The following is a 15,695-nucleotide window of genomic DNA, read 5'->3' on the forward strand; positions in this document are numbered from 1 at the left end:
GGCGCGACACCTGTTCGTCGATCGCTGGTAAGTTGGAAGTTCGTACTTGTCACCCGCCACCCAAGGAGATCGTCTGTGTCCACGACCGACCGCGGGGCTCCCGTCACATGGTTGTCCCAGGACGCGCATGACCGGCTCCAGGCGGAGCTCGACGAGCTGATCGCGGCCCGGCCGGTGATCGCCGCCGAGATCAATGCCCGCCGCGAGGAAGGCGACCTGCGCGAAAACGGTGGCTACCACGCCGCCCGTGAAGAGCAGGGCAAGCAAGAACACCGGATCAGCTACCTCAAGGAGCTGTTGCGCACCGCGCAGGTCGGCGACCGGCCGAGCGCTGACGCGGTCGCGCCCGGCACGGTGGTGACCATCCACTTCGACGACGACGCCGCTGACACCGAGACGTTCCTGCTCGGTTCGCGCGAGATCGCCGCGACCACCGACCTGACCGTCTACAGCCCCGAGTCGGCGCTCGGCAAGGCCATCCTGGGCGCGCACAACGGCGACACCGTGACCTACACGGCCCCGAGCGGCGCCGACATCAAGGTCACCGTGGTCACGTTCGCGCCGTTCGAAGGCTAGGCGAAAGACACCACATAACCGTTGGCCCGCAGCGCACCGACCACCAGGTCCGAGTGCTCCGCGCCGCGGGTCTCGACCGACAGCGCGACCTCGACTTCGCCGAGCCGCAGGTGCGGGTTCTGCCGCTGGTGCACCACGTCGACCACGTTGGCCTGCTGGTCGGCGATCTGCCCCAGCAGGTTGGCGAGCTGGCCGGGCCGGTCGGTGCAACGCACCGTGATCTGCAGGAAGCGGCCGGCCGCCGCGAGGCCGTGCTCGATCACCCGCCGCAGCAGCATCGGATCGATGTTGCCGCCGGAGAGCACCGCCACCGTCGGCGGCTCGGCCTCGACCACGCCGGCGAGCAGGGCCGCGACGCCCGCCGCGCCGGCCGGCTCGACCACCAGCTTGCCGCGCTCGAGCAGCATCAGCAGCGCCCGGGAGATGTCTTCCTCGGTGACCGTGACGATCTCGTCGACCAGCTTCTCGACGTGGGCGAAGGTGATCTCGCCCGGGCAGCCGACCGCGATGCCGTCGGCGATCGTCGAGAAGCTCGGCAACCGGGTCGGCTCGCCCGCGGCCAGCGAGGCCGGGAAAGCGGCGGCGTTGGCGGCCTGCACACCGATCACCCGCAGGTGGGGGTTGATCGCCTTGGCGGCCACCGCGATCCCGGAGACCAGCCCGCCGCCGCCGACGGCGGTCACGATGGTGCGCACCTGTGGGCACTGCTCGAGGATCTCCAGCGCGACAGTGCCCTGGCCGGCGATCACGTCGGGGTGGTCGAACGGGTGGATGAACACGGCGCCCGTGCGGTCGGCGAACTCCTTGGCCGCGACCAGCGACTCGTCGACCGTGGCGCCGACCAGCTCGACCGCGGCGCCGTAGCCCTTGGTGGCGGCGACCTTCGGCAGCGGTGCGCCCTCGGGCATGAAGACGGTCGAGCTCGTGCCGAGCATCTCGGCGGCCAGCGCGACGCCCTGCGCGTGGTTGCCGGCGCTGGCCGCGACCACGCCGCGGGCGCGCTCGGCGTCGGTCAGCCGGGCGATCCGGACATAGGCACCCCGCACTTTGTACGAGCCGGCGCGTTGCAGGTTTTCGCACTTGAGCCAGCCCGGCCCGCCGAGCTGCGCGCTCAGCGGGCGGGACGGTTCGAGGGGGGTGGTGCGCACGACGCCGGCCAGGAGTTGCCGCGCCGCCTCGACGTCGGCGAGGCCGACCAGGTCCGTCATGCCCCGATCGTCGCACTCCTGGCAGCCCCTGGCGCGGCGGGCCGGGTTGTAACCCGCGTCACCCGCCGATAACCGGGCTCGGGTCGACGGGCGGCGGGGGCGTGCCGAGGGCGCGGTTCTGCGCCTCGTACCAGCCTCGGTGCATCCGCTCCTCCTGCGCCGCCGACACCCGCGGCACGACCAGGGCGAAGGCGGTCGCGGCCAGGACGGCCGCGACGGCGGAGACGGTCTGCGTGACGGCGACGCTCTGGTAGTGGTCGACCAGTGAGTCGAGGTCCGTCGCCACGGACTGGTTGTCGACCAGCACGCCGGCCAACTGGTCGGCCAGGTTGGCGGCCAGGAGCGCGATCCACCAGACGACGGCGAGGGCGCTGACCCACCGCTCGCGGCTGCTCTGCCGCGCCACGTTGGCCATCAACCTGCCGGGGATGACGGCGTTGGCGAACGGTAGGAACCAGCCGCCGATGGCCCAGCCGGGGCTGAGCACGGGTTGGGTGTCCGGGAAGGCGTCGAGGTTCTTCCGGGCGCGCCAGAGCCAGATGATCGTCAGCACCAGCGCGCCGATCTGGACGCCCGCCACCACGAACGAAAACGCCGGCGTCAGGTCTTCCAGGGCGATCGCGTCGTCGAGGTCGTTCAGGCCGGCCGCCGCCGCGACGCTGGCCCGGATCGCCCACACCAACGCGGCGAAGGCCACGTAGGCCAACGCCGCCAGCGCGACCATCGCGACCGCGGCGATGCCGACGCCGCGTACCCGATATGTCTTATGCCCTTCGTAGACCGCCTGGCTCATGGCTCTCTCCCCGCTTGGTTGATCTTGGACCGGATGATTCTGCGGTCCGCGCCCGAGCGGGGAGGTCAACCATGCGGCTCGATATCGACGCCGATCAGGGGGTGCCGGCGGGGTCACCGACCCGCGGCCAGGAGGTGGCGTGCCGGGGCCAGGGCGCGGCAATTTCGAACTGGCCGGCGACGGCGAGCAGCAGCATCTCGCTGCCGGGCGGGCCGACGAGCTGCACGCCCAGCGGCAGGCCGTCGGGGCGGATGCCGACCGGCACGACCAGCGCGGGCAGGCCGGCCAGGTTCCACGGCGCGGCGTAGGGCGCGTAGCGCAGGCTGGTCATCGCGTTGGCCCGCCAGGAGCGCGCCGACCACCGCTCGGCCGCCGGCGGTGCCGCCGCCAACGCGGGGGTGATCAGCACGTCGACGCCGTGGTCGGTGAAGAAGTCGACGGAGCGCTGGCGCCAGGCGTCGCGGTCATCCTGGCGCACGTAGCCGCGGCGGGTGACCCAGTCACCGAGCGCGGCGTGCCGGCGCGTGCGCGGCTGGAGCGTGCCCCGGTCGAGCGCGTCGAAGTCGGCGTCGCTCGCGGCCGCGGCGAACCAGTGCGCCATCCCCTTGAGGCCCAGCGACATCGGATAGACCGGGTCGATGCCGGCGACGTCATGCCCGGCGTTGACCAGCAGCTTCGACGCCGTAGTGATCGCATCCCGGTTGGGCGCGTCGGGGCGGATGCCGGCCACCGGGGAGCGGGTCGACACCGCGAACCGCAGCCGGGCCGGCTCGACCAGCTTCTCCGGGCGGCGACCGGCGAGCACCGCGAAGACCAGCGCGGCGTCGGACACGCTGGTGGCGAACACGCCGTGCTCGCTGAGCCCGAACCAGCCGTCGGCGCCCAGCTCGCGGGGCACCACGTCGCGGCCGGGCTTGAGCCCGACCAACCCGCAGCACGCCGCCGGGATGCGCACCGAGCCCAGGCCGTCGGTGCCGTGCGCGACGGGCACCATGCCGCTGGCGACCGCGGCTGCCGCACCGCCCGACGAGCCGCCCGGGGTGCGGTCGGTGCGCCACGGGTTGCGGGTCACGGCGGTCTCGTCGTCGGTCATCGCGAACAGCGCCAGCTCCGGCATCCGGGTGATGCCGACGGCGACCGCACCGGCACCGCGCAGCCGGCGGACCACCTCGTGGTCTTCGGCCGCGACCGGCGCCCGGGCGGCGGCCGAGCCGTTCCAGATCGGCGCGCCGGCGATGGCGGTGTTCTCCTTGATCGCCACCGGGACGCCGGCCAGCGGGAGGCTGGACAGGTCTTCCAGGACGTCGACCTCTTCGGCCTCGACGATCGCCGCGCCGGCCCGGATGGTCCGGAACGCGGACACGACCGGGTCGGCGGCGGCGATGTGGTCGAGATGATCGGCGACGACGCGCGTGGCGGTGGTGTCACCACGACGCACGGCGCGCGCGATCTGGCGCGCGGTCGCGCCGACCCAGCTCGGCACAGTCTCTGGCACGGGCCACCCTCCCCATCGGGCCTACGCACCGCATCGTCTCAAGTGGTCAGCCGAGCGCGCGCTCCAGGTCGGCCAACAGATCGTCAGCGGTTTCGATGCCGACCGACAGTCGCACAAGATCCGCTGGAACTTCAAGCGGGGACCCGGCCGCGCTGAGGTGCGTCATCCGGCCGGGGTGCTCGATCAAGGACTCGACCCCGCCCAGCGACTCGGCCAGGATGAACAGCTTCGTGCTCTCGCAGATGCGTACGGCCGCCTCTTCGCCGCCGGCGGCGCGGAACGAGACCATCCCGCCGAACCGCTTCATCTGCTTGGCGGCCGTCTCGTGCCCCGGGTGGCTGGCCATGCCCGGGTAGAGCACCTCGGCGACCGCCTTGTGCTGACGCAGGTAGTCGACCACCCGCTCGGCGTTGTCGCAGTGCCGATCCATCCGCACGCCGAGCGTCCGGATGCCCCGCAGCGTCAGCCAGGCATCGAACGGCCCGTTGACCGAACCCATCGCATTCTGGTTGTAGGCGAGCCGCTCACCGAGCTCGTCGTCGGAGACGATCAGCGCGCCGCCGACCACATCGGAGTGCCCGCCGATGTATTTCGTCGTCGAATGAACCACCACGTCGGCGCCCAGGCTCAGCGGCTGCTGGAGGTAGGGCGACGCGAACGTGTTGTCGACGACCAGCAGCGCGCCGGCGTCGCGGGCCAGCGCGGCGGTGGCGGCGATGTCGTTGATGCCGAGCAGCGGGTTCGACGGCGTCTCGATCCAGATGACCTTCGTCTGACCCGGCCGGATCGCGGCCCGCATCGTGTCGATGTGGTGGATGCTCGCGGCGGTCCAGGACAGCCCCCAGCGCTCGGCCACCTTCGAGAAGAGCCGGAACGTGCCGCCGTACGCGTCGTCCGGGATCACCACGTGGTCGCCCGGCTGGCAGACGGTGCGCAGCAGGGTGTCTTCGGCCGCGAGCCCGCTCGCGAACGCCAGGCCGCGGCGGCCACCCTCGAGCGCGCGCAGGCACTCCTGGAGGGCGTCGCGGGTGGGGTTGCTGGAGCGGCTGTATTCATAGCCCTCGCGGGGCACACCGACGCCGTCCTGGGCATACGTGCTGGTCTGGAAGATCGGTGGCACGACCGACCCGGTGCGCGCCTCCGGATCCTGGCCGGCGTGGATGGCGAGCGTCTCGAAACCGTAGGTCATTGGATGGAGGCTAGTCTTCGTCGGTGGCGGACTGCGTGTTCTGTGGCATCGTGGCGGGTGAGGTGCCCGCGTTCGGGGTCGGATCGACCGACGATTGCGTAGCGTTCCTCGACACCCGGCCGGTGTTCAAAGGCCACACGCTGGTCATACCCCGTCAGCATTTAGTGGTTTTGTCTGATTTGCCAGCTTCTGCTTTGCCGGGTTATTTCGGATTCGTGCAGGCCGTCGACCGCGCCGTGCAGTCCGCGCTCGAAGCCGGCGGCTCGTTCGTGGCGATCAACAACCGGGTGTCACAGTCGGTGGCGCACCTGCACACGCATGTCGTGCCGCGTACCAAGGGTGACGGTTTGCGCGGTTTCTTCTGGCCACGGACCAAATACGCGTCCGACGACGAGGCCCGGGACTACGCCAAACGTGTCGGTGCCGCGCTGTAGGTTCTGCGGACATGACAACACGCGTCGTCGTCACCGGCGGCAGCGGCAAACTGGGCCGCGCCGTCGTGCGAGAACTGATCGAGCACGGCTACGAGGTGCACAACATCGACCGGGTGCCGTCGCCTGATCCGGTGGCCCCGTTCACCCGCATCGACCTGGGCGACTACGGGCAGGTCGTCGAGGCGCTGGCCGGCATCGAAGACCGCTACGCGTCGATCGACGCGGTCGTCCACCTGGGCGCGATCCCGGCCCCGGGCCTCACCGCCAACGCGGCGACGTTCACCCACAACATCACCGCGACACACCACGTCTTCGCCGCGGCCCGGGCGGCCGGGATCACCAACGTCGTGTGGGCGAGCAGCGAGACACTGCTGGGCCTGCCGTTCGGCGAGGTCCCGCCGCCCTACCTGCCGGTCGACGAGGAATACCCGGCGCGCCCGCAGTCGTCCTACGCGCTGGCGAAGCATCTGGAAGAACAGATGGCGGCGCAGTTCTGCCGGTGGAACCCCGCGCTGAAGATGATCGGCCTGCGGTTCTCCAACGTGATGGAGCCGGCGGACTATGCGGCGTTCCCGTCCTACGCGGCGGACCCGCTGCTAAGAAGCTGGAACGCCTGGTCCTACATCGACGCCCGCGACGGCGCCCAGGCGGTGCGGTTGTCACTTGAGCTCGACGCGACCGGCATGGACATCTTCATCATCGCCAACGCCGACTCGGTGATGCCGCAGAAGTCGGCCGACCTGGCGGCGGAGGTCTTCCCCGACATCCCGGTCACCCGCGACGTCGGCGACCACGGCACGTTCCTGTCGATCGAAAAGGCCCGCCGGGTGCTCGGCTACGAACCCCGACACACCTGGCGCTGATCGTCGTGACGGTTGAGCAGGAGGCCCAGGGTGAATGGCTCGAGCGGGCAGCAACGGAGCCGGAGCAGCAGCGGGAGTGGATCCGGCAGAACAACCTGATCTACGGCGGCCTGACCGCGATCGCCTTGGTGTTCGTGCAGCCGTTCCTTTCAGAAGCGACCCTTGACTGGTCGGCGAGGGTCTGTGTGCTCGCCTTCTCGGTGGCGATCCCGCTGCTGGCAGCCCTGCTTCTGGTCAACAGCCAGGAGAGCTTCCGTCGGCGGGCGACGGACTCCCGGGTGGTGCGGGTGAGCCAGTCGATCGCACTGCTGCTCGCGTTCGTCGGCGTGGTCGCCGGCTTCTGGCACATCATGTGGATCGCCGGGGCCGCGATGCTGGTCAGCGGCTTCGCGGCGATGATGGTCCACTCCGCCGGCTATTTCCGGCTGGAGCGTGCCGCCAAGGCCACGGAAACCCCGTGATCAGTGGTGGGGCCCGTGCCGCCCGAGGGTCGTCACCGGGCCCGCGCCCGGGCGGGTCCACTCGGCCGTCGGGCGACCGGTTTCACCCCAGGTCGAGTTGCCGTCGGCGTCGGTGCGCCAATACCAACAGGCGTGCTGGCCCTCGGGCCAGCCCTCCGGGTTGTCTTCCCAGGCTTCGCCGCGGCCGTAGACGGTCCGATCCAGCAGGCCGAAGGACCCGTTGATCGGCTCGTTGCCGCGGCCTGTGGTGCGGTAGGTCAGAAACGCGCGGTCGCCGTCGCGCAAGTAGCTGGTGAGGTAGCCCATCTCGCCACCGATCGGCTCCGGGACGTCGCGCACCGAATACCAGGGCAGGGTGTAGCCCATGAAGCCGACGAAGTCGGCCACCTCCGGCCACACGCCGGTGGTCAGGAAGGCGAACGAGACCCCGCGGGCGTTGAGGTAGGAAGCGTCCTTCAGGTTCCACGCCGTGAAGGTGCAGCCCTCGCACTGGCCCTGGTGGGGTGTGTCGTCATACCACATGTGCTTGTAGACGACGAGCTCGTCGTGGCCCTGGAACAGGCTCAGGAACGGCACCGGACCGTCGGGCCCGACCACCTCGACCGTGCCGTCGAACTCGACCATCGGCAGCCGGCGACGCGCCGCGGCGAGGGCGTCGCCTTCGCGGGTGTGCGCCTTCTCCCGGACCAGCAGCTCGTCGCGAGCGGCCTGCCAGGTGGCCAGGTCGACGATGGGCGGGCGCGCGTCGCTGCTCATACCGTCCAGTCTGGCGCGGATCCGTGGACCCACGCCAGCGCCACGGCGAGGTCATCCGCCGATCTCGGGCCGCCGCGGTCAAACGCCAAGGCCGCCGGGGTGTGATCGGTACGTCCGCCGTGGGCGATTGACGGGCCGGACCGGCCTGGCAAGACTGGTGTGGTGATCAAGACGTTAGGTCCGGACGCCGCGCCGCTCGTGGCCTGAGGACCGGGTTGTGGACGCGCGTAGGCACGCGGACCGGTGGCTCGCCGCCTGGAACGCGCATGACCTGGACGCCATCATCGCCTGCTACGCGGAGGACGTGGATTTCGCGGCCCCGACGGTGGTCCGCCGGTGGGGGCGGCCGGACGGCCGGCTGGCGGGCCGGGCCGAGCTCCGCGAACACTTCTCCCGTGGCCTCGCCCTGGCGCCGGGGCTGCGGTTCGACGAGGAGACGCTGCTGACCTCGCCGGGCGGCTACGCCCTGCTCTACCGGCGGGAGAACGGCAACCGCGTGCTCGACGTCGTCGAGCTGGACGATCGTGGCGAGGCCGCCCGCGTTCGCGCCTTCTACGCCGCCGAGCAGCCGTAACCGCTGCGCGGCAGACGAACGCCCTGGCACGGATCCCGGGGACCCGCGCCAGCGCTGTCTCGAGGGTCAGGCCGTCTTCGCCACGCCCACCGGGCAGGTCATGCCGTTGGGGCCGTGGTTGCAGTAGCCGTAGGGGTTCTTCGAATCCGACAGGTACTGCTGGTGGTAGTCCTCGGCGTAGTAGAAGGTGTCCAGCTTGCCGATCTCCGTGGTGATGTCGCGGTGGCCGGCGGCCTTCACGATCGGGGCGAACGCCTCGCGGGACGACTCCGCCACCGCCAACTGCTCGTCGGTGGTCACGTAGATCGTCGAGCGGTACTGGGTGCCCACGTCGTTGCCCTGGCGCATGCCCTGGGTCGGGTCGTGGTTCTCCCAGAAGACCTTCAACAAATCCTCGTACGCGATCTTGCTCGGGTCGTAGACCACCTGGACGGCCTCGGTGTGGCCCGTGCGGCCGGAGCAGACCTCCTCGTAGGTCGGGTTCGCGGTCTGACCGCCCGCGTAGCCGACCGCCGTCGAGATCACGCCGGGCAGCGTCCAGAACAGGCGCTCAGCACCCCAGAAACAGCCCATGCCGAAGACGGCGACCTGCGCACCCTCCGGCCACGGGCCGACCATCGGCGTGCCGAGCACGACGTGCCGGTCGGCGACGGGCATCCCCAGCGGGCGGCCCGGCAGGGCCTGCCCCGGGGCGGGCAGATCGGACTTCATTCGACGCAGGAACACGTGGAACTCCTCTCGTTCTGCCAGATGTAACACCGACGGAACGACAACCCTTACCGCACGGGGGCAGAACGAAGGGGCCCACCCAGGACGGAAATGGGCCCCTTCGTCAGAAGCGGTCGGGCGGGCAGCGTCTAGCTGCGCGACCACTTCTGGTTGGCACCGCCGCCGCAGTCCCAGATCTGCAGTCGGGTGCCGTTCGCTGAGCTGTTGCCGGTGGCGTCCATGCACTTGTTGGACTGCGGGTTGACGATGTCGTTGGCCCCGCTGAACGTCCACCGCTGCGCACCACTGCCGTTGCAGTCCCACAACTGGAGCTTGGCGCCGTTGGCGGTCGAACCGGACGGCACGTCCAGGCACTTGCCGAGCGCCCGCACCGAGCCGTCGCCGGCCCAGGTCCACTGCTGCGCGGTCGTGCCGTTGCAGTCCCAGAGCTGCACCGCGGTGCCGTTTGCCGGGTTCGCGCCGGCGACGTCGACGCACTTGCCGCCGATGCCGGTGATCCGGCCACCGCCGCCGGTCGGTGGCGGGGTGGTGCCGCCGGGCTGGGCGTACGCGCGGACGTAGTCGACCGTCATCGTCTGCGGGTAGGTGCTCGAACCGTCGGGGTAGCCCGGCCAGTAGCCGCCGACCGCCACGTTCATGATCATGAAGAACGGGTGGTCGAAGACCCAGCGGTCGCCGCCGAGGTCGGCGGGCGTGCGGCGCTGGTATTCATTGCCGTCGACATACCAGATGAGCAGGTTGGGCGACCAGTCGACGGCGAAGGTGTGGAAGCCGTCGGCGAACGGCTGGCCGATGGAATAGCCGGCGCCGATGCCTTCCGCGCCCGAGTAGCCGGGGCCGTGGATGGTGCCGTGCACCTGGTTGGGCTCGCGGCCGATGTTCTCCATGATGTCGATCTCGCCGCTGGTCGGCCAGTTGACCGGCGTGCCCAGCATCCAGAACGCCGGCCAGATGCCCTGGCCGCGGGGGATCTTCATGCGTGCCTCGAACCGGCCGTACGTGCGGGTGAACGTCGCCGCCGTGAGCAGCCGGGCCGACGTGTATTGGCAGGTGCCGTAGTGGCACTGGTAGTTGGCCGGGTTCTCCCGGCGCGCGGTGATCACCAGGTTGCCCGCACCGTCCATGGCGGCGTTGCGGGTGCTGTTGGTGTAGTACTGCTGCTCGTTGTTGCCCCACCCGCTGCCGCCGATGTCGAAGCGCCACTTCGACTGGTCGACGGCGCTGCCGGAAGGTCCGTTGAACTCGTCGGACCAGACCAGTGGCCCGGGTGCTGGTGCCGCGCTCGCGGGGCCGGCGAAGAGTGGCACGGTCAACGCCGTTGCCACTAACGCGGCGGCCGCCGCGGCCGCGATCAAGGTGCGGGGACGGAGCACGACGATCACCTCATCAGGCGATAGATAGAGACAGACGTAACTGTCTGGAAACCTGTCAGATAGATGAACGTCGTGTCAAGAGAGCGCTCTCAGAGATTGCCAGAATATTTCGGACCCAGACCCGAGCTTCGGGGGTACGGCTCAGCCGTGCAGGCCGCCGGCCGCGACGTGGATGAAGACCGCCGACACCTCATCGGCCGTCGACAATGTGTCGACGTAGCCCTGCGCCGGCTCGAGGGCCTTCTCCAGCTTGGCCGAAGATTCCTTGGTGGACTCGCCCGCGCCGAAGACGACCACGCTCAGGCTGACCGGGCGCGTCTCGTCGGCGGTCGACTTCAGCGCGGCGGACAGGCCGTCGAGGGTCAGTTTCGAGCCCTTGTCGTCGTTGCGGCCGTCGGTGAACAGCAGCACCCGGTTGGGCACGTCCTTGCGGGCGTTGTCCTGCGCGCTCTTGTAGGCGGCCAGGATCGTCTCGTACAAACCGGTGCCGCTGGAATGGGTGTTGAGCTTCTTGCACGCCTCGAGCGTCGCGTCCCGGTGCGACGGGGTGAGCGACTCCGCCGGCAGCAACTCGTGGTAGTCGCGCGGCGGGTCGAGTTGGGTGCCGAACTCCCAGAGGCCGAGCCGGCTGTCGTCGGGGAGCAGGCCCTCCAGCGACTGGCAGCCCTCGGCGACCAGCTTGATCAACGGTTGCTTCGAGCCCGGTGCCGGGTCACCCATCGAGCCGGACACGTCGACCACCACGAGCAGGTCGGTCTGGCGGTCCTCGGCATACCAGGTGGCCAGCACGTGGTCGACGTGGTGCGCGCCGAGGAAGGGCATCGGCCGGCTCGCCAGCGTCGGGAGTTCCTCGGCCCCCGGCGGCGGCTCGTCGGGCTCGGCGGAACGCGGCGCGCGCAGCCCGGCGGCGGTGATCGCCTCGGTGCCGTCGGCCGAACCCAGCGCCTCGAGCAGCCGGGCCAGCGCGGCGGCCCGGTCGTCGTCGGCGAGGGCCGCGGTGGTCGGGAACCAGGTGTAGCGCAGCGCCACCCGCCAGTCCTTGCCGGCGAGCACCGCGCCGCCGGCGGCGACCTTGGTGAGCTGTGGCACCAGCGAGTATTCGGCGACCAGGCCGACCTCGCCGGGCAGCCGGGGCAGCGCGAGGTCGCCGCCGCGCACCGTGCGGGTCTTCTTGAACGCCCGGGACAGCACCTGCGCGGAGGCGTCCATGCCCTGCCCGGTCCAGATCGTCTCGGCCATCGACCCGGCGCCGACCATGCCGTCGCCCGAGGTGCCGGGCTCGCGGACGGCCAGCCGTACGGTCGGATCCTTGTCGAGAAGGGTGGCCAGCGCGAGCCAGGAGTCGCCGGCGGTGCGCAACTTCGCCGCGGTCGGTGCGTCGGTGACCATGTAGATCGGGCTGTCCGCGAGCACGGTGCCGGCGCCGCCGGTGCCGATCGTGTTGTCGGGGCCGAGCCGGGCCAGGCCCAGGTCGGGCGCGGTGCCGACCCACGAGGTGTCGTCGGGGATCCAGAGGTCGGCGCCGGTCTGCCGGACGGTGTCGGGTGCGGCCCGGCCGTCGGCGACCACGATGTCCATCCGGACGCAGCTGTCGGTCTTGGCGAGCCGCGCCGACAGGGCGGACAGCACCGGGGCGAACGACGACGCGGTGACCACCTTGAGCTTGCGGTCGCACGCCGAGTTGCCCGGCGACAGAGCCGACCACCCATCGCCGCGCACCACGATCAGGCCGGCGGCGACCAGCGCCGGCAGCCCGAGCAGCAGAAGCGCGAGCACGGTCCAGCGAGCCACCCCGATGCGGGCCGCGTGCTTCCCCATCACGTCGTCCTATCCCCCTCGACGCGGCACGACCGTCCCCCAAAACCGGTCACATCGGCCGCAGTCCCGTGATTGCTAGCAAAATTCGATCTCTGTGCTGGCGCCAAAAGTGGCATATGACCCAGAAAAAACCGTTGCTCGGCACCTCGCTGCGTGGATAGCGTGGCCATACACGGGAAAGGAGGTGGTCCAGCTTTGTATAGCACTGGGACTCGTGAGGTGGCTGCCCGCTAGCCGCTGTCCTTGACAGTTTCCGATCGTCGAGACCGTGTGGCAGCGGTGCGGCGAAACCGAAGCAGCCACCCGGCCCCCGAGGTTCCGGCCCAGTCCAGCCGGTCCGTGCAAGCACGGAAGCCTCGGGGGTCGCTGCTATTCCGGGGCATAATCACGAAGATCTAACGTGATCCGTACGTACGACCAACTTCGATCCGATCAGTCAATCGGCTGACAGCCGTTCTGGAGCCATTTCCGTGACGCTCTCACTACGACCCGCAGTTGCCGATGACATCGAGGCCATTGGTCGCCTCCATTACGACTCGCGCATTGCCGCCTACCGCGATTTCGTGCCGATGGCCGGGCTGAGCGCCCTCTCGCCGGAGTCGCTCAGTGCCTGGTGGCGGGAACGGTTCGCCTACGAGGCCGACACCCATCGGCTGACCGTCGCCGTCGACGACGGGGCGGCGGTGGGCTTCAGCTACGTCGGTCCCGAGGAGGAGTTCACCCCTTCGACGGGCCAGCTCTACGCGATCCACCTCGACCCGGCGGCGCAGGGCCGGGGCATCGGCCGGGCGCTGATGCGCGACGCGCTCGCCACGATGAGCGGCAGGGGCTGGCGCCAGGCGGTGCTCTGGGTGCTCGACGGCAACGCGCACGCCCGGCGCTTCTACGAGCGGGGCGGCTGGCTTCCCGATGGCCGGGAGCGCGAGGAACTCATGGGTGCGGCGCCCACCCGCCAGCTGCGCTATTCGCGAAGCTGGCTGGGCGAGAGTGCGTGACCTAGATATGCGGGGGAACCGATTGGTCACGCACCCTCGCCCGCCGTACCCAACCGCTGCCCGGTAACGCCTGGCCGGAGGCGTCGTGACCGGCGGAGGCTAGCCGGTCCGGACCGCAGGTGGGTGTTTGCGGGAATGTCGCAGTGCTGGCGGAGCACGCGACGGTCACCGCGGGTGCGGTTGTCTTCAGTTAGCTCACGGCGACCCGGCGTCGGTCGGCGCGAGCGACCACGCGCACGCTGTTGAGGTCGTGCCGGGCCGTCCAGCCTTCACGCCAGGGGCGACGGGATGCCGCCAGGGCGTGCTCGGCGGCGCGCCGGGAGTGGCAGGGCCAGGCCCCACCGCACCAGTCGCAGCCACCGTCGCGGCCGGGTCGTGCGTGTCGCCCGAGAATCTCCCGGGCGTGTTGCCAGAGGAGCCGGTCGACAACGTCTTCCGGCGCGGTTTCGCGGCCCGATGTGGCCCGCACGGTATGGTCGACGCTGACCATCGGTCCCCCTCGTTCGCGGCGGCCCGCCGGCCGCCGTACGCATATGGAACCGTCTCTCGGTCGCCCGCAATCGGACAGTCTGTGCGACTTCCCGGATTAATCCGGTTTGTTGGGCTCTGGGGTGCCGCCGGGGCGGGTCCCTGACAATCCCAACCGCAAACCCGTGCCGCGCTCGCATAATGAGCCATGAGCAGGGCAGTGCCGCCTATGCCGCCGGGACCTCCGGTCGGCGCAAGACCCGATGACGGGGATGAGCCGCCGCTGCTGCGCCTGATCCGCGAGGGCGTCATCGGCGATGACCAGGTGATGTGGGGTCCCTACGGGCCCCGCCGGGTGACCTACGCCGACTACACCGCGTCCGGCCGGTCGCTGAGCTTCGTCGAAGACTTCATCCGCGACGAGGTGCTTCCCCGCTACGCCAACACGCACACAGAGTCGTCCGGGACCGGGCGGCAGACCACCCGGCTGCGCGAAGACGCCCGCGCGGTGATCCGGGACGCGGTCGGCGGCGACGACGACACCGTGGTGATCTTCGCGGGCTCCGGCGCCACCGGCGCGATCGACAAGCTGGTCCGGATCCTCGGCATCCGCATCCCGGCCGAGCTCGACGACGGCTACGACCTGCGCTCACTGATCCCGCTCGAGCACCGCCCGGTGGTCTTCATCGGTCCCTACGAGCACCACTCCAACGAGCTGCCCTGGCGCGAGACGATCGCCGACGTCGTGGTCGTGCCGGAAGACGCCGACGGCCACGTCGACCGCGCGGCCCTGGCGTCAGCGCTGGCCAGCTATGCCAACCGGACACTCAAGATCGGCTCGTTCTCGGCCGCCTCCAACGTCACCGGGATCATCACCGACACCGCGGCGATCTCCGCGCTGCTCCACGAGCACGGCGCGCTGGCCTGCTGGGACTACGCCGCGGCCGGCCCCTACGTCGACATCGACATGGCCGGCAAGGACGCGATCTTCCTGTCCCCGCACAAGTTCGTCGGCGGCCCCGGCACGCCCGGCGTCCTGGTGGTCCGCCGCCACCTGCTGCGCAACCGGGTCCCGACGGTGCCCGGCGGCGGCACGGTCGACTACGTCAACGGCTTCATGCACCACTACATGACCGACCCCGCACACCGCGAGGAGGGCGGCACGCCGGCGATCGTCGAGTCGATCCGCGCCGGCCTGGTGTTCGCCCTCAAGCAGGCCGTCGGCACCGCCGTGATCGGCGAGCGCGAGGAGCGGTTCCGCCGGATCGCGATGGACACCTGGGCCGCCAACCCGGCGATCGAGGTGCTCGGCAACCCGCACGCCGACCGGCTCTCCATCCTGTCCTTCGTCGTCCGCCGCCCGAACGGCCGCTACCTGCACCACAACTTCGTCGTGGCGCTGCTCAACGACCTCTTCGGCATCCAGTCCCGGGGCGGCTGCTCGTGCGCCGGCCCCTATGGGCACCGCTTACTCGGCATCGACCTCGATCACTCCCTGCGGTTCGAGCAGGAGGTGATGTCCGGCTGCGCCGGGATCAAGCCCGGCTGGGCCCGGGTCAGCTTCAACTACTTCCTGTCCGAGGCGGTCTGCCGCTACATCGTCGAGGCCGTCGACCTGATCGCCCGCGACGGCTGGAAACTGCTGCCCGACTATCGCTTCGACCCCTATTCCGGGCTGTGGCGGCACCACCGCGGCCTCGCTGAGCCGGCGCTGCGGCTGACCGAGGTCACCTTCGACAGCGGCGGGGTGCGCTGGGCCGGGGCGGTGCCGGCCGACCGGGCGCCCGAGGCCGCGCTGCCGGGCTATCTGGCGGAGGCCCAAACGATCTTCGACGCCTACGACGGGAGCGGCTGCGCCGAGACCACCGGCGACAACGCGCTGTCACCCGGTTTCGAGGGGCTCCGCTGGTTCGACCTGCCCGCTGTCTGCCTGAGTCCCGCGGAGCCGCTTCCGCTCTGAGCG

General features: G+C 70.5%; 16 protein-coding genes. 7 read left to right on the plus strand and 9 right to left on the minus strand.

What is annotated here, in order from left to right:
• Positions 1–75: 75 nt before the first annotated feature.
• Positions 76–576, plus strand: coding sequence for a transcription elongation factor GreA (gene greA / locus DFJ67_RS05275; protein WP_116066853.1), 501 nt, complete (start codon positions 76–78; stop codon positions 574–576).
• On the opposite strand, the gene ilvA is transcribed toward greA, so the two are convergent.
• The 4 genes from ilvA to DFJ67_RS05295 form a co-directional block, all read right to left on the minus strand.
• Entirely contained in the window at positions 573–1,784 is a 1,212-nt protein-coding gene (ilvA, locus tag DFJ67_RS05280; protein ID WP_116066854.1) for a threonine ammonia-lyase, read from the minus strand. The genes greA and ilvA overlap by 4 nt on opposite strands.
• Before the next feature lie 58 nt (positions 1,785–1,842).
• On the minus strand, positions 1,843–2,577 hold the full coding sequence (locus DFJ67_RS05285; protein ID WP_116066855.1) for a DUF4328 domain-containing protein: 735 nt from the start codon (positions 2,575–2,577) through the stop codon (positions 1,843–1,845).
• A 94-nt stretch (positions 2,578–2,671) separates the two neighbouring features.
• Complete coding sequence (locus DFJ67_RS05290; RefSeq protein ID WP_116066856.1) at positions 2,672–4,072, minus strand: amidase; 1,401 nt, start codon at positions 4,070–4,072, stop codon at positions 2,672–2,674.
• Positions 4,073–4,118: 46 nt separating this feature from the next.
• The gene (locus DFJ67_RS05295) at positions 4,119–5,261 is read right to left on the minus strand and encodes a cystathionine gamma-synthase (protein WP_116066857.1); all 1,143 of its coding nucleotides are present in this window, start codon (positions 5,259–5,261) and stop codon (positions 4,119–4,121) included.
• A gap of 23 nt (positions 5,262–5,284) precedes the next feature.
• Here DFJ67_RS05295 and DFJ67_RS05300 point away from each other — a divergent pair, with 23 nt between their 5' ends.
• From DFJ67_RS05300 to DFJ67_RS05310, 3 genes are read left to right on the plus strand one after another with little or no spacing between them, the layout of a single operon-like run.
• Positions 5,285–5,695: an HIT family protein gene (locus DFJ67_RS05300; protein WP_116066858.1), complete on the plus strand. Its 411-nt coding sequence runs from the start codon at positions 5,285–5,287 to the stop codon at positions 5,693–5,695.
• A gap of 11 nt (positions 5,696–5,706) precedes the next feature.
• Positions 5,707–6,558 (plus strand): NAD-dependent epimerase/dehydratase family protein, encoded by an 852-nt coding sequence (locus DFJ67_RS05305; RefSeq protein WP_116066859.1) that lies wholly within the window; start codon positions 5,707–5,709, stop codon positions 6,556–6,558.
• Between the two features lie 5 nt (positions 6,559–6,563).
• On the plus strand, positions 6,564–7,019 hold the full coding sequence (locus tag DFJ67_RS05310) for a hypothetical protein (RefSeq protein WP_116066860.1): 456 nt from the start codon (positions 6,564–6,566) through the stop codon (positions 7,017–7,019).
• Here DFJ67_RS05310 and DFJ67_RS05315 read toward each other — a convergent pair whose 3' ends face one another.
• Positions 7,020–7,775 (minus strand): DUF899 family protein, encoded by a 756-nt coding sequence (locus DFJ67_RS05315; protein WP_116066861.1) that lies wholly within the window; start codon positions 7,773–7,775, stop codon positions 7,020–7,022.
• A 217-nt stretch (positions 7,776–7,992) separates the two neighbouring features.
• Between DFJ67_RS05315 and DFJ67_RS05320 the strand changes: the two genes are divergently transcribed.
• The gene (locus DFJ67_RS05320; RefSeq protein WP_116066862.1) at positions 7,993–8,349 is read left to right on the plus strand and encodes a nuclear transport factor 2 family protein; all 357 of its coding nucleotides are present in this window, start codon (positions 7,993–7,995) and stop codon (positions 8,347–8,349) included.
• Between the two features lie 66 nt (positions 8,350–8,415).
• Here DFJ67_RS05320 and msrA read toward each other — a convergent pair whose 3' ends face one another.
• The 3 genes from msrA to DFJ67_RS05335 all read right to left on the minus strand — a co-directional run bounded on the left by msrA (position 8,416) and on the right by DFJ67_RS05335 (position 12,269).
• The gene (gene msrA, locus DFJ67_RS05325) at positions 8,416–9,075 is read right to left on the minus strand and encodes a peptide-methionine (S)-S-oxide reductase MsrA (RefSeq protein WP_116066863.1); all 660 of its coding nucleotides are present in this window, start codon (positions 9,073–9,075) and stop codon (positions 8,416–8,418) included.
• A 131-nt stretch (positions 9,076–9,206) separates the two neighbouring features.
• Positions 9,207–10,451 carry a glycoside hydrolase family 16 protein gene (locus tag DFJ67_RS05330; protein ID WP_203784379.1) on the minus strand — a complete coding sequence of 415 codons (1,245 nt, stop codon included), beginning with the start codon at positions 10,449–10,451 and terminating at the stop codon, positions 9,207–9,209.
• 141 nt (positions 10,452–10,592) lie between these two features.
• A complete protein-coding gene (locus tag DFJ67_RS05335) occupies positions 10,593–12,269 on the minus strand; it encodes a substrate-binding domain-containing protein (protein WP_116066864.1) in 1,677 nt (558 codons plus the stop codon).
• A gap of 470 nt (positions 12,270–12,739) precedes the next feature.
• On the opposite strand from DFJ67_RS05335, the gene DFJ67_RS05340 reads away from it, so the two are divergent.
• A complete protein-coding gene (locus DFJ67_RS05340) occupies positions 12,740–13,264 on the plus strand; it encodes a GNAT family N-acetyltransferase (protein ID WP_116066865.1) in 525 nt (174 codons plus the stop codon).
• Positions 13,265–13,454: 190 nt separating this feature from the next.
• Here DFJ67_RS05340 and DFJ67_RS05345 read toward each other — a convergent pair whose 3' ends face one another.
• Positions 13,455–13,754, minus strand: coding sequence for a hypothetical protein (locus tag DFJ67_RS05345; RefSeq protein ID WP_116066866.1), 300 nt, complete (start codon positions 13,752–13,754; stop codon positions 13,455–13,457).
• 186 nt (positions 13,755–13,940) lie between these two features.
• On the opposite strand from DFJ67_RS05345, the gene DFJ67_RS05350 reads away from it, so the two are divergent.
• Positions 13,941–15,692: an aminotransferase class V-fold PLP-dependent enzyme gene (locus DFJ67_RS05350; protein WP_239097592.1), complete on the plus strand. Its 1,752-nt coding sequence runs from the start codon at positions 13,941–13,943 to the stop codon at positions 15,690–15,692.
• Positions 15,693–15,695 lie beyond the last annotated feature (3 nt).

It is taken from the genome of Asanoa ferruginea, from assembly GCF_003387075.1.
Lineage (GTDB): Bacteria > Actinomycetota > Actinomycetes > Mycobacteriales > Micromonosporaceae > Asanoa > Asanoa ferruginea.